The 15543-nt window shown below is 67.7% G+C and carries 16 protein-coding genes; 11 read left to right on the top strand and 5 right to left on the bottom strand.

The window, feature by feature from the left end:
• Positions 1 to 91 precede the first annotated feature (91 nt).
• Both Acor_RS16805 and Acor_RS16800 read left to right on the top strand, forming a co-directional pair.
• Positions 92 to 1087, top strand: a complete 996-nt coding sequence (locus tag Acor_RS16805) for a zinc-binding dehydrogenase (protein WP_155337596.1) — start codon at positions 92 to 94, stop codon at positions 1085 to 1087.
• A gap of 64 nt (positions 1088 to 1151) precedes the next feature.
• The gene (locus Acor_RS16800) at positions 1152 to 2051 is read left to right on the top strand and encodes an LLM class flavin-dependent oxidoreductase (protein WP_218034325.1); all 900 of its coding nucleotides are present in this window, start codon (positions 1152 to 1154) and stop codon (positions 2049 to 2051) included.
• Positions 2052 to 2768: 717 nt separating this feature from the next.
• On the opposite strand, the gene Acor_RS16795 is transcribed toward Acor_RS16800, so the two are convergent.
• Positions 2769 to 3326, bottom strand: a complete 558-nt coding sequence (locus Acor_RS16795; RefSeq protein ID WP_155337595.1) for an NADPH-dependent FMN reductase — start codon at positions 3324 to 3326, stop codon at positions 2769 to 2771.
• 190 nt (positions 3327 to 3516) lie between these two features.
• Between Acor_RS16795 and Acor_RS16790 the strand changes: the two genes are divergently transcribed.
• Positions 3517 to 3834 (top strand): winged helix-turn-helix transcriptional regulator, encoded by a 318-nt coding sequence (locus Acor_RS16790; RefSeq protein WP_155337594.1) that lies wholly within the window; start codon positions 3517 to 3519, stop codon positions 3832 to 3834.
• Positions 3835 to 3876: 42 nt separating this feature from the next.
• Here Acor_RS16790 and Acor_RS42800 read toward each other — a convergent pair whose 3' ends face one another.
• Positions 3877 to 4062 (bottom strand): hypothetical protein, encoded by a 186-nt coding sequence (locus tag Acor_RS42800; protein WP_174876156.1) that lies wholly within the window; start codon positions 4060 to 4062, stop codon positions 3877 to 3879.
• Between Acor_RS42800 and Acor_RS16785 the strand changes: the two genes are divergently transcribed.
• Positions 4052 to 4546 (top strand): sugar phosphate isomerase/epimerase family protein, encoded by a 495-nt coding sequence (locus Acor_RS16785; RefSeq protein ID WP_174876155.1) that lies wholly within the window; start codon positions 4052 to 4054, stop codon positions 4544 to 4546. The genes Acor_RS42800 and Acor_RS16785 overlap by 11 nt on opposite strands.
• Positions 4547 to 4550: 4 nt before the next feature.
• On the opposite strand, the gene Acor_RS16780 is transcribed toward Acor_RS16785, so the two are convergent.
• The 3 genes from Acor_RS16780 to Acor_RS16770 form a co-directional block, all read right to left on the bottom strand.
• Positions 4551 to 5606: a WxL protein peptidoglycan domain-containing protein gene (locus Acor_RS16780; protein WP_155337592.1), complete on the bottom strand. Its 1056-nt coding sequence runs from the start codon at positions 5604 to 5606 to the stop codon at positions 4551 to 4553.
• Positions 5607 to 5691: 85 nt separating this feature from the next.
• Positions 5692 to 7641, bottom strand: a complete 1950-nt coding sequence (locus Acor_RS16775) for a purple acid phosphatase family protein (protein ID WP_155337591.1) — start codon at positions 7639 to 7641, stop codon at positions 5692 to 5694.
• Between the two features lie 108 nt (positions 7642 to 7749).
• Complete coding sequence (locus Acor_RS16770) at positions 7750 to 8955, bottom strand: HupE/UreJ family protein (protein ID WP_155337590.1); 1206 nt, start codon at positions 8953 to 8955, stop codon at positions 7750 to 7752.
• 172 nt (positions 8956 to 9127) lie between these two features.
• Between Acor_RS16770 and Acor_RS16765 the strand changes: the two genes are divergently transcribed.
• From Acor_RS16765 to Acor_RS16735, 7 genes are all read left to right on the top strand, one after another.
• Positions 9128 to 9790: a type 1 periplasmic-binding domain-containing protein gene (locus Acor_RS16765; RefSeq protein ID WP_155337589.1), complete on the top strand. Its 663-nt coding sequence runs from the start codon at positions 9128 to 9130 to the stop codon at positions 9788 to 9790.
• A 186-nt stretch (positions 9791 to 9976) separates the two neighbouring features.
• The gene (locus Acor_RS16760) at positions 9977 to 10759 is read left to right on the top strand and encodes an aminoglycoside 3'-phosphotransferase (protein ID WP_246238693.1); all 783 of its coding nucleotides are present in this window, start codon (positions 9977 to 9979) and stop codon (positions 10757 to 10759) included.
• Positions 10760 to 10878: 119 nt separating this feature from the next.
• Positions 10879 to 11607 (top strand): hypothetical protein, encoded by a 729-nt coding sequence (locus Acor_RS16755; RefSeq protein WP_155337587.1) that lies wholly within the window; start codon positions 10879 to 10881, stop codon positions 11605 to 11607.
• A gap of 57 nt (positions 11608 to 11664) precedes the next feature.
• Complete coding sequence (locus Acor_RS16750) at positions 11665 to 12288, top strand: hypothetical protein (protein ID WP_155337586.1); 624 nt, start codon at positions 11665 to 11667, stop codon at positions 12286 to 12288.
• Positions 12289 to 12466: 178 nt separating this feature from the next.
• Complete coding sequence (locus tag Acor_RS16745) at positions 12467 to 12841, top strand: hypothetical protein (RefSeq protein ID WP_155337585.1); 375 nt, start codon at positions 12467 to 12469, stop codon at positions 12839 to 12841.
• Positions 12842 to 12849: 8 nt separating this feature from the next.
• A complete protein-coding gene (locus Acor_RS16740) occupies positions 12850 to 14469 on the top strand; it encodes a hypothetical protein (protein WP_155337584.1) in 1620 nt (539 codons plus the stop codon).
• Positions 14470 to 14504: 35 nt separating this feature from the next.
• Positions 14505 to 15473 carry a hypothetical protein gene (locus Acor_RS16735; protein WP_155337583.1) on the top strand — a complete coding sequence of 323 codons (969 nt, stop codon included), beginning with the start codon at positions 14505 to 14507 and terminating at the stop codon, positions 15471 to 15473.
• Positions 15474 to 15543 lie beyond the last annotated feature (70 nt).

Genomic DNA, 15543 nt, shown 5'->3' with positions numbered 1-15543 from the left:
CCTACTTCATTCGGAGCGAAACGCTCCGATAGCATGCCTCAAAGTAAATCGGAGCATTCCGCTCCGAATAACAGCCCTTGGGGTGACGCTCATGTTCGCTGTCGTGTTGTCGGAGTTCGGCCCGCCGGCCAACCTCGCCCTGACCGAGGTCCCGGACCCGGTGCCAGGTCCGGGCCAAGTCCTGGTCGAAGTGCACCTGGCGAACATCACGTTCGTGGAGACCCAGGTCCGCGCGGGCCGGCCGCCGAATCCGGCGATGCTGCCGCCATTGCCCGCGATCCTCGGCAACGGGGTCGGCGGCATCGTGACCGCCGTCGGCGAAGGCGCGGATCCGGCACTGGCGGGTCGGCGGGTCATCACGACGACGGGCGGTCGCGGCGGTTACGCGGAACTGGCGGCGGTCGACGCGACCGGGCTGATCGACCTCCCGCCGGAGCTGAGCTTGGCCGACGCCGTCGCGCTGCTCGCGGACGGGCGAACCGCCGTCGCCTTGATCCGTTCCGCGGCGTTGCGGCCCGGCGAGACCGTGCTGATCGAAGCCGCCGCCGGAGGCGTCGGGAGCCTGCTGGTCCAACTCGCGCGCGACGCGGGAGCCCGCGTGGTCGCCACGGCGGGCGGCCCGCGCAAGGCCGGCATCGCCAAGGACCTCGGCGCCGACCTGGCGGTGGACTACACGGTCCCCGGCTGGTCCGACCAGATCAGGCGCGAGGTGGGCGAAGTCGACGTGGTCTTCGACGGCGTGGGCGGCGAGATCGGCGGCACGGCGGCCGGCCTGCTACGCAGGGGCGGGCGCCTCTCGTCGTACGGCATGGCCAGCGGATCCTTCACCGCACCCCCCGATGGGAAGGACATAACACCGATCCGAGGCACGCCGCCGACCCCGCCCCAGATGCGCGAGCTGACCCAGGCCGCCCTCACCGCGGCGTCCACCGGCAGCCTCAAGCCCCTGATCGGCCAGAAGTATCCCCTGGACCGCGCGTCCGACGCCCACGCCGCCATCGCCTCCCGCGCGACCGTCGGCAAGACCCTCCTCCTCGTACGACCTCCGGCACCCGAGGACATCTCCCCTGCCGGGGGCGCCCAGTGATCAGGCAGCCGATCAGCGCCACCGCCCCGGCAATCGTGATCGGTATGGGTGGAGGTGACGTGCGGTGAAGCGCCTGTCGATCGGGGTGATGTTTCCGTCGTCCCGGAGCGCGGCCGTCGATGTCCGCGCCTGCGCGCGTCACGCCGAGGACCTCGGCCTGGACGCGCTGTTCACCGGCGACCACCTCGCCGCCACCGTCGGAACCATGGAGAGCACCCTCACCCTCGCCACCGTGGCCGCGGTCACCGAGCGGCTGCGCATCGGGTTCGGGGTGATGGTCCTCGCGCTGCGCCACCCGGCCTGGGCCGCCAAACAGATCGCGACTCTCCAGCACCTGTCCGGAGACCGCGTCATCCTCGGGGTCGGCTCCGGCGGCGCGGTACACGGCAGCAGAGCCTGGGAAGCGGTCGGCGTCCAGTACACCGAGCGCGGCCGCCATACCGATGCCGCCCTGGAAGTCCTGCCCGACCTGGTCACCGGCCGAACAACGGTGCTGCCATCCGGCGTCTCCATCGCCTTGTCCCCGGGAGCGGCCATGCCGCCCATCTGGGTAGGCGGCGGCTCCCGGGCGGCACTGCGCCGCACCGCCCGCTACGCGGATGCCTGGTTCCCCTCAGTGATCACCGCGACGGCGGTCGCCAACGGCCGCCGCGAACTGGCCGATCTCGCCGCCGGCTACGGCCGCCCGACGCCGCATCTCGCCGTCGGCGGCAGCGTCCTACTCGGCCCCACCCCATCCCCGTCACTACTCAGCGCCGCCACCGCCGGCCTCACCCGGTACGGCGTGCCTCCCGAGATCGCCGCCCACCTGCCGATCACCGGCCCCCCACCCCAAGCAGCCGAGCGATTCCGCCAGTACGCCGAAGCCGGCGCCGACCACCTCATCCTCGGCGTCATCGGTGACGACTGGCAACGCCAGTGCGAACTGATCGCCGAAACCCGCTCACTGTCAGAATTATCCTGACAAACCGTCCGCATGCGGCTGCGGAGAGGCCAGCATTGCTCACCCCTGGCCCTCGCCTCCACGCCCAGCAACACGAATATAACCACCGTGCAAAAATGAGCACGTGGCTTATAATTGAAGGGTGAGCTGGCTGGCCGAGCTCCGCGCCGCCGGGTGGGAGGCGGAACTCACGAGCGATCTTCTGATCGTGGGAGACCAGACCTTTCGGGTCACAAACACTTCCAACCGCTTCACCCGGATTGCAGGGGAACGCGAACTCACGATCGACCTGCTGGTGCCATCCACGTCCACCCGGCACCAGCCCAACGTCGACGTTGGGCCCATCGTGGCCGATGGGGTGCCCGGCCTCAGCGTCAGCCTCGCCAGACCCGGCCTACGACTGCCTCTACGTATCACGCTGAGCACCGGAACCGAACTCCCGTTCAACGCGGTCATCCCCGATCTGGCCGCCGCGCCCGCCCTCAAGATCCTCTCGTACGGCTCGCGCTTAGCCACGCGTGACGAGGAGGACATCAAGCGCCTCTTGCAGATCGCCCACGCGACTGGTCTGAATTGGCCCTCGCGACTACATCAAGTCGCTGTTCGAGAAGGTGGGCGTGAGCAGCCGCGGCGAGCTGACCGCGAAGCTCTTCGCCGAGCACTACTTCGACGCCTTCCATGCCGCTACCGTCCAGGTCTCACGGAGGGCGGCCCGGGGCGGTCCGGGCCGCCGCGTGATCACTTCCGCAGGTGGGCCAGTGCCTCGGACCAGGCGACCACCTGGTCGAACGTGGCGGTCATGGCGTCGGTCTGGTGGGTGCCCGGGGTGAGTGTGCTGAAGTTCTCGAAGTCGGTGTAGAAGGAGAGGGCCACCTGGGCTTTCGTCGTCGCGAGTTGCACCTCGGCGGCGACGAGCCGCAGGTGTTCGACGGCCCGGACGCCGCCGGCGACGCCGAAGCTGACGAAACCGGCCGCTTTGTTGTTCCACTCCGCGTACAGGTAGTCGATAGCGTTTTTCAGGACGCCGGTGGTCGAGTGGTTGTACTCGGGGGTGACGAATACGAATCCGTCGAATCCGGCGATGAGCTGCGACCATGCCTTCGTGTGCGCGTTGTCGTAGCGGCCGGTCGATGCGGCCGCCGGCTCGTCGAGGTGGGGTAGCGGGTGGTCGATGAGGTCGACGATCTCGAACTCCGCGTCCGCCCGGCCGGCCGCCTGGGTCAGCGCCCAGTCCGCCACCGCTCTGCTGTAACGCCCCGGCCGTACGCTCCCGACGATGATTGCGATTTTCGTCACGGCTTGACTCCTTATGGTCGATGTCTGATCTGCTGGAGCGGCCTGACGAGAACGTTGATTCCCACGAAATGGGATGCACTATTTAGTGCAATACGCACTTCAGAGTGCATATTGCGAAAGGGGCGAAATGATCTTTCCTGGGATTGCGGGCGATGCGACCACATGCGACGATGATCAGCTTCAGTCTGTTATGCGTGGCCTGCTCAGCACCATCGGTGACAAATGGACTCTTGTCGTCATCGCGTCCCTCACCGCGGGCGAGCAGCGTTTCACCAACCTCCTCCGCGGCATCGACGGGATCTCCCATCGCATGCTCACCAAGACCCTGCGCGACCTGGAACGTGATGGTCTGGTCACCCGGCGGGTCCATGCCGAGGTGCCGCCGCGGGTCGAGTACGCGCTCACGCCGCTGGGCCGCACCCTGCTCGGCCCGATCAACGCCCTCAGTGAGTGGGTCGGCACGCACGGCCGTACCATCCTGGAGAACCGGGACTCGGCCTTGAAATAAACCGTGGGAGCCGTGCAGAAAAGCGCATGGTCCAGCAGCTGCTCACTCTCCTGGCGGAATGAGGGCGAGCGCGAACTGGTCTGGACGATCGATCCGGGTCATCCGATCGCGGCGGGCGTCGACCAGCCCATTGTCATCGGCGAGCAGGAGATGCACGGGGAGCCATTCGACATCCCGGACCCCGACGAGGTCGCCGTATGCCGGGGCGGCGGGGATCGTGTCTCCCAACGCGTTCGGCGTCTTCTCGAAACGGCTTCCGCCGTTCGCCGTGCCGCGGGATGACGATGAATCCCTGCGGCTGCTCGTGGCGGCGCTGCGTGAGGTGGCCGCCGTCGGCGAGGAGCACGGGAGCGCCGTGTTCCTGGAGCCGCTGAACCGTTTCGAGGATTACCTGATCAATACGCTGGCGCAGGCGTCGCGGGTCGTCGACGAGATCGCGTCGCCGGCCGTACGCGTGATCGCCGACACTTTCCACATGTCGATCGAGGAAGCCGACATCGGCGCGGCCATCCGCGCCGCGGGTCACCGGATCGGGCACGTCCAGCTGGGTGACAGCAACCGGCTTGAGCCGGGGGCGGGCCACTATGACTGGGACGAGACGCTGACGGCGCTTGAGGACATCGGATACGACGGCTGGCTCGCGATGGAATGCGGGCTCAGCGGCGAACCCCGCGACGTCCTTCCGCGCGTGTCCGAGCTCTTGAAGCGTTGACGCCCTAATGGGCCTGGGCCTTCTGGTCACGGAGGGCCTGCTCGACGGCGTCGCGTACGCGGGCCTCCTCACGTAGCTTGCGCCGGGCGCGCTTGCGGCGGTTGAGGAGGATCCCGCCGACGATGACCGCGATCAGCAGGACGAGCAGCAGCGACTGCGTCCACGGCACGGCCCACCCGCTCGCGGTGGCCTGGACGGGGTCGAGTGAGGTGGTGGAGCCAGAGATGTCGGTGAGCTGGGGCAGGATGGTCGTGGCCGCGGCCAGGGTGAACAGGGGTGCCACACCGTGAACGGGCACCGTCACCTGCCGGCTCTCGCCGGGGAGCAGTTCCGGCGGCGCGGCGATCTTGTCGGCTTCGGCCGGTAGCCAGCCGAACGGGCCCGAGACCGACATCGTCTGCTGGGCGGACAGGATGGCGTTGCCGGTGTTGTGGATCCGGTAGCTGACCGTGGCGTCGCCCATCGCGAAGGGGTTGATGGAACCGGCGTAGTCCACGTGGAAGTCCTCGATCGCGAGGATCGGCTTGAGCTCACCGCTGACGCGCAGTTTGACCCGGATGCCGAGGCGCCGGTCCACGTTGATGCCTTCGGCCTGGTCGGACTGGGTCAGCGAGGTGAGGATGCCGCCCACGTAGTCGCCGGGCGTGGCGTTGCCCGGAATGGTGACCGTGAACGGGATCTCGGCTGTCTTTCCGGGCTGGATGGTGACGCTCTCGCGGCCGGCGTGGAGCCAGGCGCCGATTCCGACGGATTTCTCGTTCTTGGGGAGCAGGTCGAGCTGGCCCGTGTCGGTGGTGAAACCGTCGGCGGCGTAGACGGCGAGTTTGACCGGAGCCGTACCCCGGTTGGCGACGACCATGGCGTCCTTGGCCAGTCCGCCGGGGTTGACGGCGTAGCTGAAACTGGACCGGTCAGCGCCGTAGGTGTTGGAGGCCGTCCGTACGGTCCAGGCGACCTCGCCGTCCGCGGCCAGCGCGGGACCGGCGGTGAGGCCGCCGGCGGCGAAGGCGGCGAGCAGGGTCAGGGCGGCGGTGCGGACGAGAGTGGTTTTCCGGCGCATCTCGGGATCCTTGGGCCATCTGGGGCGGGTCTGGAAGGGCTGTGGGGGTGGACGCCCGGCAGGCGCCCACCCCGTCAGGTGCAGGTCAGCTGCTCAGCGCAGTGATCGTGAGAGTGGCGCGGTAGCCACCCTTCTCGACGCTGCCCGGGATCTTCAGATCCAGGTCGGCGCCGAGCTTGGCCTGGCCCTTGACGTGGCCCTGCTCAGCCCAGCCGAGGCCGCGCGAGACGGCCAGGCCCTGGCCGTGGTCGTCGTAGCCGGAGGGCACCGCCCCGCTGGCCTTGGCGCTGAGGCCGTCCTCCAGCACGCGCGGCGTCCAGCCCAGGTACGCGCCGGAGAAGGTCTTGGCGGCGTCCTGGAAGTCGCTCACGCTGGCCGAGATCGACCACGGGGCGAGCGAACGGCGGCTGTCCGACACGACGATCGGGTTGATCTGCCCGGTCGCCGCGAAGTAGTCACCGTGCTCCGTCGCGGTGCCGAGGTCCACCAGGCCGTTGCGGCCGTCGATGGTCCAGCCGAACTCACCCGGAGCGGCGTTGGGCACGTTGACCTGGAGGGCCTGGCCATCGCCGTGGTACGGGTGCACGGTCACCTTGTCGACGACCGAGCCGACCGGCTGGTCGGCGGGGGTGTTGGCGCACGCGAGGCCACGCTCCACCGCCGCGTTCGGGGGAGCGCAGGTGCCGCTGCGGACGTTCTCGACCACGAGCTCGTCGTTGCGGACCTGAACCTTGACGTAGGAGCGGACGTGCTCCTGGTTCTGAACCGAGTTGTACCAGTAGCTGCTCGGGTTCAGCGGGTCGGCGCCATTGCCGGCGCCGCCGGCGGCGCTGCCGTCGGGGGCCGAGATGTCGTAGTACTTCGAGCCCGAAGCCGAGTTGCCCGTCACGTAGAGCACGCCGCCGGGGCCCGGGTAGACGTCAGCCGCGCCGGGCTGCTCCTCCGGGTTGGCCTTCTGGCTGTTCTTGATCAGGTAGCTGCGGGAGTAGCTGTGGTCGTGGCCCTGCAGCACCAGGTCCACACCCAGGTTGGAGAAGGCGGTCGGGAAATCGACCCGGCGCACCTTGGCGTCTCCGTCCTTGGCGTGGGCGGCCGGCGAGTAGATCGCGTGGTGCAAGACGAGCACCTTCCACTTGGCCTCGTTGCCGTGCCGGTTGATGATGTCGGTCACGTACGCGAGGTGCGCCGCGTCGCCGCCACCACCCTGGGAGTTGGCGTAGCTGTTGCTGTTGATGTCGATGAACAGCACGTCCTTGTAGACGTACCAGTAGTTGCCGCCGGAGGTGTTGGACGCCGGGTTGCCGTTGGCGTACAGCGGGGCCGAGCGGTCGGTGTTGGGGGTGTAGAGGTGCTGCTCGTACGCCTTGCCGCCGACGTCGTGGTTGCCGATGGTCGCGGCCCACGGGTACTGGCGGAGCTTGTCGGGCGCCAGGAAGGCGGTCCACTGGGACTCGGTGTTGGCCGTCTCGACCTGGTCACCGCCGGACACGAGCAGTTCGGAGTCCGGGTTGGCGGCCAGGGCCACGTCCAGCGTGTCCTGCCAACCGGCCTGGTCCTTGGGGACGTCGCCGGAGGAGCCGATCTGCGGGTCGCCGAAGAACAGGAAGTCGTAGTTCCCGTCGAAGTCCTGCGTCTTGAAGGAGTAGGTCGGGGACCAGTTGCCCTCGGCGCCGACACGGTAGGAGTAGACCGTGTCTTCCTTCAGGCCGCTGATGGTCGCGTGGCGGTTGAAGCCGCCACTGGTGGCGATGTTCCCCGAGCCGACCGCGTCGAAGACGGCCGCGCCGGCGGGGAACTCGTTGTTGGCGAGCTCCGCGGTCGGGGCGAGCTGGATCTTCTGCGCGATGTCGGCCGAGGAGTACCAGGTCACGGTGCGCTGGGACTCATCGGCGCCCACTCCGAGGATGATCCCGGTGAGGGTGGCGGGCTCGGCGGCGCTGGCTGCGGTCGTCAAGCTGCTGCCGAAGGCTACGGCCAGGCCCAGGAGCGCGGCGGTGGCACCTACGGCAACGCGGTTCCGGGTGCTTAATGTCATTTTTGTTCCTTTTGCCACGATTATGCATAGAAGCGAACTCAAGCTCCCGCTGCCGCATGAACCGGCCGTAAATGCGGTCTGGCCGGTTATGGCATGTCCCAAAAACCCTTAGGTGCCGAGCAGCCGTTCGACGAACCAGATCAGCCCCATCACCGAAACAGCTGCGGAAATCGCTCCGGTCACCCAGAAGCCGGCCGTCGGCAGGCGATGCCGGAGCACGGTAAGCAGCGGGAACACGAGGGCGATGATCGTCAACTGGACGACCTCGATGCCGACGTTGAACACCAGCAGCGACCACAGCAGGGTCCACGACCACGACTCGTCGATCCCCAGCGCGCCCGCGAAACCCAGGCCGTGCACGAGACCGAAACAGAACACCACCCCGAGGCGGGTCCAGCCCGCGCGGTCCAGGCTGAAATGACCGCGTCCGGCCGGCTCCAGGTCGGTGGCGTGGCCGCCGCGCCGCAGGATCCGCCACAGGTGCCAGCCGGCCACCACGGCGATCGACAGGGCGATCACGGGTTCCACCACGCTCGCGGGCACGTCGACCAGGCCGAGCGCGGCGAGCATGAACGTCACCGAGTGGGCCAGGGTGAAGCTGGTGGCCACCAGGACGATCTCGCGCAGGCGCCGGGATCCTGCGATGAGGGCGAGCAGGAACAGGATGTGGTCGATCCCGGACAGCAGGTGTTCGGCGCCCAGGAGGAAGAACTCCCAGAATCGCCCGTACCAGGACTGGCCGGTGGAGAAGGACGGCTGACCGGCGTCGAGCGCGGCGCTGCCCGAGTGGCCGTCGATCTCGTACGTGACGATCGTCTTGGCCCCTTTGACGTACTTCTCCGTGTCGGGGAACAGCTGGCTCCGTACCTGGTGGTCGTCGCTCTGCTGGGGACAGGCCCAGTCGAGCAGCAGATCGGCGTACGGCACGCCCTCCCGTTCGCTGATCTTGAAATCGCCGACTTGGGCCGGGGCGCAGGGCTGGTCCGCCGAGGCGATCGAGAAACGCTTGGTGACGTACGCGACGGCCTGCTTCGCGTGGGCGTTGAGCGCGGCGGCCTGGCCGTCGGTGTCACCGGCCTCGAAGGCGGCGATTCCGGTCTGGTAGAGGGGGTCGTCCTTCTCCGAGTCGGCGGTGGAGACGACGAAGAGGTCGTATTCAAGCCCCAGCGTGGTGCGCAGGTGGCCCCCGTCGCCTGCGGTGATGTCGACGTACACGGTCGAGGTGAACCCGTGGGCGAGGGCCGGCCCGGCGCTGAGGAAGGCGGCGGCCGCCAGGCTGATCCCGAGGACGGCGGCGCGCATCCGGTGTGACATGGTGCTCCTTCAGTTGGCCCGTGCACGCTCCACCCCCCGCGTGAACGCGAGCCGACCCACCGGCGAACCCCGGAAGAAATAACCCCAGAAGAACCTCTATTGCTCGAAATAGGGATGAACCGGGAAGGAGGATGTGCACGCACAACCCGCCATCACTCGGAGGACGATCGCTTTGCGCCCCCCGCTTCGGGCCGTCGCCGCGCTGGCGGCGGTCGCCGTACTGCTCGCCGGATGCGGTTCCGGCGACTGGTCACAGCCGCACGCCAAGCCCGCCCCCGTCGGCACGCTCGGCCCGGGATTCATCGACCCCACCCATCGGCCCGCCCCTGAGTCGACCATTACCCCCCGGCCCGGCTCCTGGACCGAGGTCCACCCGTCGCAGGACTACCGGGTGGTACTCCTCACCACCGGCGACGACCGCCCGACCAAAACCCTGGTGGCGGCGGTCCAGAACTGGGCCGAGGAGGAGGACGTTGACCTCAGAACAGTGGTCGCCGCCAATCCGGCCGACTATGTGCCCAGCATCACCAAGGCCATGGAGATGGGCCCCGACCTCATCGTCAGCGCCGGCGACCACCTCATCGACCCCCTCTCCCTGGTCGCCCCGAACCACCTGGCCCAGCAGTTCCTCGTCGTGGGCGCCGAACTGGCCGAACCCACCCACAACGTCACGGCCGCCGACTGGTCCGGCGCGTCATTCCGCGGCGAAGGGCTCGGCATGTCCACGACCTACGACCCCAACTCATTCACCCCCGAGCGCTGCGCGGCAGCCATCAGAGCGGGCGTCGCCGCAGTACTCAACGACCTGACCGGAATCGTGATCTGGCTCGATTAGCATTGACATTCAATTTGACTCTGAGTTAGAGTCCAATGTCTAGAGGTCCAAGATGCCCACCCCAAGGGTGGTTGCACACGACCGATCCCCTCGCAGACATTCCCGGAGAAAGCCCAAAGTTCTCTAGAGAACTTTGGGCAAGCAGATGAAAACTTTCAGCGACCTGCTCCGGTGGATCATAGATCTGTGATTGCTGGCATCCCGACTGGTCCTGTGGCCGTTCCCCGTGTGGTCAGAGCGCTCGCCGGCGGCGGGGTCGTTGTGCCGGTTTGGGCGAACGAGGTTGGGGGGCTGACGTTTCGTATTGAAGGCGAGCCCGTTCGGTACGTGAAATGGGTGGCCTCGGGCACGCCCGAGATTGACCTGTACAGCGAAATGCTGCGGCTGAGTTGGGCGCGGAGATGGGTGGCCGTGCCGCCGGTCATCGAGCATGGTGCCGACGATGAAGGCGAGTGGCTGGTCACGGCGGCGGTGCCGGGGCTTTCTGCGGTGGATCCGCGCAGGGTCACGGATCCGGTGACTGCGGCGGTGGCGATCGGGCGGGGGCTGCGGGTGTTTCACGATGCCCTGCCGGTGGATGAGTGTCCGTTCGACTGGGGGGTCGGCAGCAGGCTGGCCAATGCCGCGGAGCGCGCCGAGGGTGCGGAAGCGGGCGGGTCTCCCGAGCGGCTTCGGCTCGCCGAGGTTCGGGCGGGGATCGGCGATGCGCCGGCGATCGATCGTCTTGTCGTCTGTCACGGTGATGCGTGTGTCCCCAACACGCTGTCACACGCCGACGGGACGTTCGCCGCGCACGTGGATCTCGGGTCGCTCGGGCGGGCCGATCGATGGGCGGATCTCGCGGTCGCGGCGTGGAGCATGGACTGGAATTTCAGCCCCGGATATGACGGCCTCGTCTACGAGGCGTACGGGATCGCCCCGGACGCGGAACGCATCGCCTATTACCGGCTGCTCTGGGAGATGACGTGATCGGGCGCACTTCTCACGCCAAGGCGAAGGGGCTGGGGATTTCCCTAGGCAAGTCCCCGAAGCGCCTGATTTATCGTAACTTCTAGCGTTTTCGTGTATCCACGAAAACGGAGAACAACGTGACGGATCAGACCCCTCTGTTCGACTTCATGATGGTACGCACCCCCGGTGAGCCGACACCGCACCGCCTGCGCCGGGGATATATCGACGACCACGGACACCTCGCCGGACCCCAGCCGGACGAACCCGGTCTGGCGGGACTGCGGCTGGTCTCCCGAGTGACCGAGGTCGTCCTCGACCAGGTGCTCGCCTGGAGTCCCGACGACGACGAGCAGGTGGCCCTGGAATCGCTGCGCGCCGACCTGCTGGCGCTCCTGCCCGCGCGTGGCCCGATCAAGGCCAAGACCGGTGACGCGATCTCACTGGCCGAACTCGCCGAGAACGCCCACATCGCCATGCCCGACGGGACCTACCGGCTGCTGCCGGACCGACTGCCCCGCCTCGGCTCGCCGTGGCTGATGAAACGCCTCGCCGGAGCGTTGCCCGTGGTGGATTCCGCCACCCGGAAGTTCGACCGGTGGTGCATCCGCTGTTCGCGCGGCTGTTCCGGTTTCTGCACCCGTTCAACGACATCAAGCCGATCGGGGTGGGCGATCTCAAGGTGGTTCGCCAGTGGCTCTCCGTATACCATCCCGGCGAGATCTCGCATGTGCACAACATTCTCAAGGGCGAGGCGCGGACGCGGGATCACCGGCGACTGGAGAAGACCGAGGACGTGTTCTCGTTCAGCGACAGCCGTACCCAGGATGTCAGTAAGGACACGCAGTCCACTGAGCGTTACGAAGTGAAGAACGAGACCGAGAACGTGCTGAAGCAGACGCTCAACGTCACCGCCAATCTCACCTATGAGAACAAGGCGGAATATCACCGCGAGCGCGGGCGCGGGGTTCGCGTACAACCGGGCGGCGGAGGATCATGCCTCGCTCGCGCAGAACTTCGCCAGGGATGTGGTGGCCAAGGCGGTGGAGCGGGTGGAGACCCGGGCGAGCACGCAGCGGAGTTCCACCAGGCTGTCGGAGACGGAGGAGAAGAACCTCCAGGTCTTCGACAACAAAGACGGTAAGACGCATATCTCGGGCATGTACCGCTGGATCGACAAGGAGTACACCGCCCAGGTGTTCAACTACGGGCGGCGGATGATGTTCGAGTTCGTCGTCCCTGAGCCCGCCGCGTTCTGGGTGGAATCCCGGCTGGCCGCGCATGCCGGCGAGATCGTGGTGCCTCAGCCGCCCGCTCCTCCCGTCTACCAGAGCGTCGCGCTGGGCTTCGGCCCGGCTGACGTCGACGAAGCCAAACTCGCCGAGCTTCGCCAGAAATACGATTTGTCGGGCATTCCGCCGCTCGTACGGGAAAAGATGGCCGTCCTGGTCAACCAAGGCAACGGCACGACCTCCTTCACCGAGACTGCGCCCAATGCGAGCGACAAGTGGTTCACCCGGACGTACGGGGCGCGGATCACCGGCGGCTAGGGGTACCGGCTCGCCGAGGTGGCGCTCGCCGGGAAGATCAACTACGAGGACGCGCACTCCGGGTCCGACTCGGACCGGAACTTCTTCCGGATGACGGTGAACGGGTCGCAGATCTTCGTGTACCAGGACGACGCGACGGCGTTCCGTCGCCGGCGACCGGCTGACCGACGTGGACGCGATGGCGACGCACACGGTCAGGACGACGTCCACCCAGTTCCAGATCGTCAACCGGGACAAGAATCCGACGAGTGTGACCTGGTCGCATGTCGAGCGGGACGTTCGGTTCCCGGTCATCGATCTGGGCGTCACGCGGAAGAAGGGCAGGGTCGTCCAGTTCCTGGAGCAGGCGTTTGAATGGTCCCGGGTGTCGTATGTGTTCTACCCGTACTTCTGGGCTCGCCGGGCTCGGTGGATCGAGCTGATGGACCACGCCGACGACGCCGATCCCGCTTTCACCGGTTTCCTGCGGGCCGGCATGGCGCGGGTGTTGCTGGCCGCGACTCCCGGCTACGAGCAGGCGATCCTGCACTACCTCGCCACCCGCGAGCCCTGAGGTGCTCCGTGAGCCTGGTGTTCACGGTCTCGTCGGGCGACGGGACCGTGGCTCCGGCCCGGACCGTCAGCAGCGCGGCACTCGAACTGGAGGACCGCGTCCGCACCTACTACATGCGCCATTGGGACGACTACGAACGACGGCTGGGCGGCCCGCGTACCGCCGGATATCCGCGGCTTTCGATCCCGGACGCACCGGAACTCGTCATCGACGCCACCCTGCTCGGGCGGCTCTGCTTCCTTAACGCGACGTACGGCTGGAGCGTCATCAAAGCCGCGGAATCCGCCGCGTCGAAGCAATGGGCACCCGTGGAAGGCGGCCTCCCCGGCGGCACCAAGGCCACCGGAGAGGAGGACGCCGCCTGGCACTTCTTCGCCGCCAGCAGGAACCTGCTGGGTCTGCTCATCCGGCAGGCGCTGCTCGACCTGGAAGCACGGGCGGCCGCCACTGTCGCGGACGCGGCCCGGCAGAGCAAGGAGTTCGTCGACACCGCCTGGGACCAACTCGGCGTACGCGAACAGGAGGACGGTTCCTTCACCTTCGAGGATCGGGGGCTCTCCGACGGCATCCACCAGACGTTGACGCGGGCTGCGCAGGAACGGCTGGCGCTCGACTACATCATGCGCACGCTCCGGCTGCAGGATCGGGCGCTGAGCGAAGCGGGCGATCCAGGCGATCCCAATCTGACGTTCGGCCAGTGGATGCGGATCAGGGACGTGAGCGGTGAGCGGGACCGGACCCGGCTGGCCGCCGATCAGTGCCGCCGCGCCCTGGTGGAACTGCGCGACCTGCTCACCATCAACTGCCCGGTCGCGCTACTCGCCTTCGCCACGGTCAAGCCGAAGGAGAGCAGGAGCGAGGTCGAGAACCAGCTGGGCAAGATCATGCACCGGCTGCGCGCCCAGGCGACCGCCCTGACGGCGACGACCATGGGCGGCAAGGTCGCCCAGGTGCTGCGGGTGACCGAACCTTCGACCGGGCCGCCCCTGGTGCGCATTCCGGCCGAAGGGCCGGAGGAGGGCGTGTTCGCCGCCGCGTCCCGCAACCGGCGGGCGGATCTCGGCTGGGATCCGCTGCTACACGAAGGGACCTGGCATTTCCTGGCCGGGCGGCTGCCGAAGGACAGTCTCATGTACGCGGTCGCCTATCACTACCGGCGGTTGCTGGTCCAGGAGCGCGCTGTTCGGATGGCGGCCGAGCGGGCCGCCGCCGGTTCGGCGCGTTCGCTGGCGGTGACGGCGGCGGTGCTGGGCACCGCGATGCTGTTCGTGCCCGCGCTCGGGCTCGTCGTGCTGGCGGAGGCGGTGTCGCTGACCGCCACGATCACGGGGTTCGCGGCGACGATGTCGTCCGTGCTGGAGGTGGTCGGTCAGCTGCACGCGCTGGATGAGAGCATCCACGACACGCTGGTCGCCCCGGCGGGGATCTCGGTGGAGACCATGGCCGAACTGGGCGTGCTCACGCGGGTGCGGGTGAATCTCCCGGCGGAGATCGTCGAACAGCTGCTGCTCAGCCTGATGCTCCAACGACTCGGCGCGGCATTGCCCAAGGCGGAACTCGCGCTGATGGGGTACGGATACTACGGGGATCTACAGACTCTGCTCGCCCCGCTGGACAGCACTCCGTGACGGCGAAGGCTCCGGAGATCCATACGCGAGCCGCGGTGATCGAACCACAGCGGGTCAAACTCGCCGAGGAACTACGCGGGCTGGGCCTGCCGGTCCCGCCGGTGGGACCGCTTCCTTTCGAGCCAGCGGCCGGCGGCAGCGCACTGCGACGATTGGTGAACTTCGGGCTCAGGGATCCACTGGTCCTGATCCTCCCGGAATACCGCGTACTCGTGGACGGATTCATGGGCCTCGGCCAGTACGGATTCCATCCCCGGAAACTCGGCGCGCAGTCCATCGACCAGACGATCTCCCTGCTCTGGGGGTTCGCCCGGGAGCCCCACGTGGAGTTCTCCCGGTACGACCCGGCCCGGTTGCAGACCTCGGCCGGACTGGAACAGCAGTCTCGGGGGTTCCTGAACCAGCGGGTGGTCATTCATCATCCCGAGGTCGCGGGCCGGTTGGGCCTCTACAGCGCCCTGGCCAGCGGTCCCATCCATGACTTGGCGATGGCCGGACAGGCCCAGCGGATCAACGGGGTCGGAAACCTGGTCAAACTTCCCCAGGGCGTGCTGCAACCACCGCGCATGGGCGTCAACGTCGAGACGCTCGTCAACGGCCGGTGGATCGAGTTCTGGGACGTGATCACGTACTCGCGGTTCAGCCCTGGCCAGCCGGGCCCCGGCGGGATCTACTGGCCCGCGCGGGTCGAGATCAAGGTCGCGACGCCCGAGACACGCCAGTTACGCAACGAGCCGCGGCGACTGCTCGACGCCCAGAGCGTGCGCTGGACCGACGCCGACACCGGAGCACTCGTCGACGCGCCGCCGCAGGAGATCTTCCCCGAACTGTCGCCGCACGCGCGTCAACTGGTGCTGGGGCGGATGCGGGACGGGCCGCCGGCTGTCCACAAAGGGGACGAGGTCACGGTCCGATCGACGCGGAGCGGGCAGTCCTACCTGCGTTACGACATGCGCCTGGAGATGATCTGGATCGACGCCATCATTAAGATGATCATGAGATGAGACAGAGGAGATTGCCCCCGCGACCATGCCGTGTGCCTCCTGCGGGCCCTAGTTAAGTAGGGGGGTACTC

This window comes from Acrocarpospora corrugata (assembly GCF_009687845.1).
Taxonomy (GTDB): domain Bacteria; phylum Actinomycetota; class Actinomycetes; order Streptosporangiales; family Streptosporangiaceae; genus Acrocarpospora; species Acrocarpospora corrugata.
This window is presented reverse-complemented; position numbering and strand designations above follow the sequence as displayed.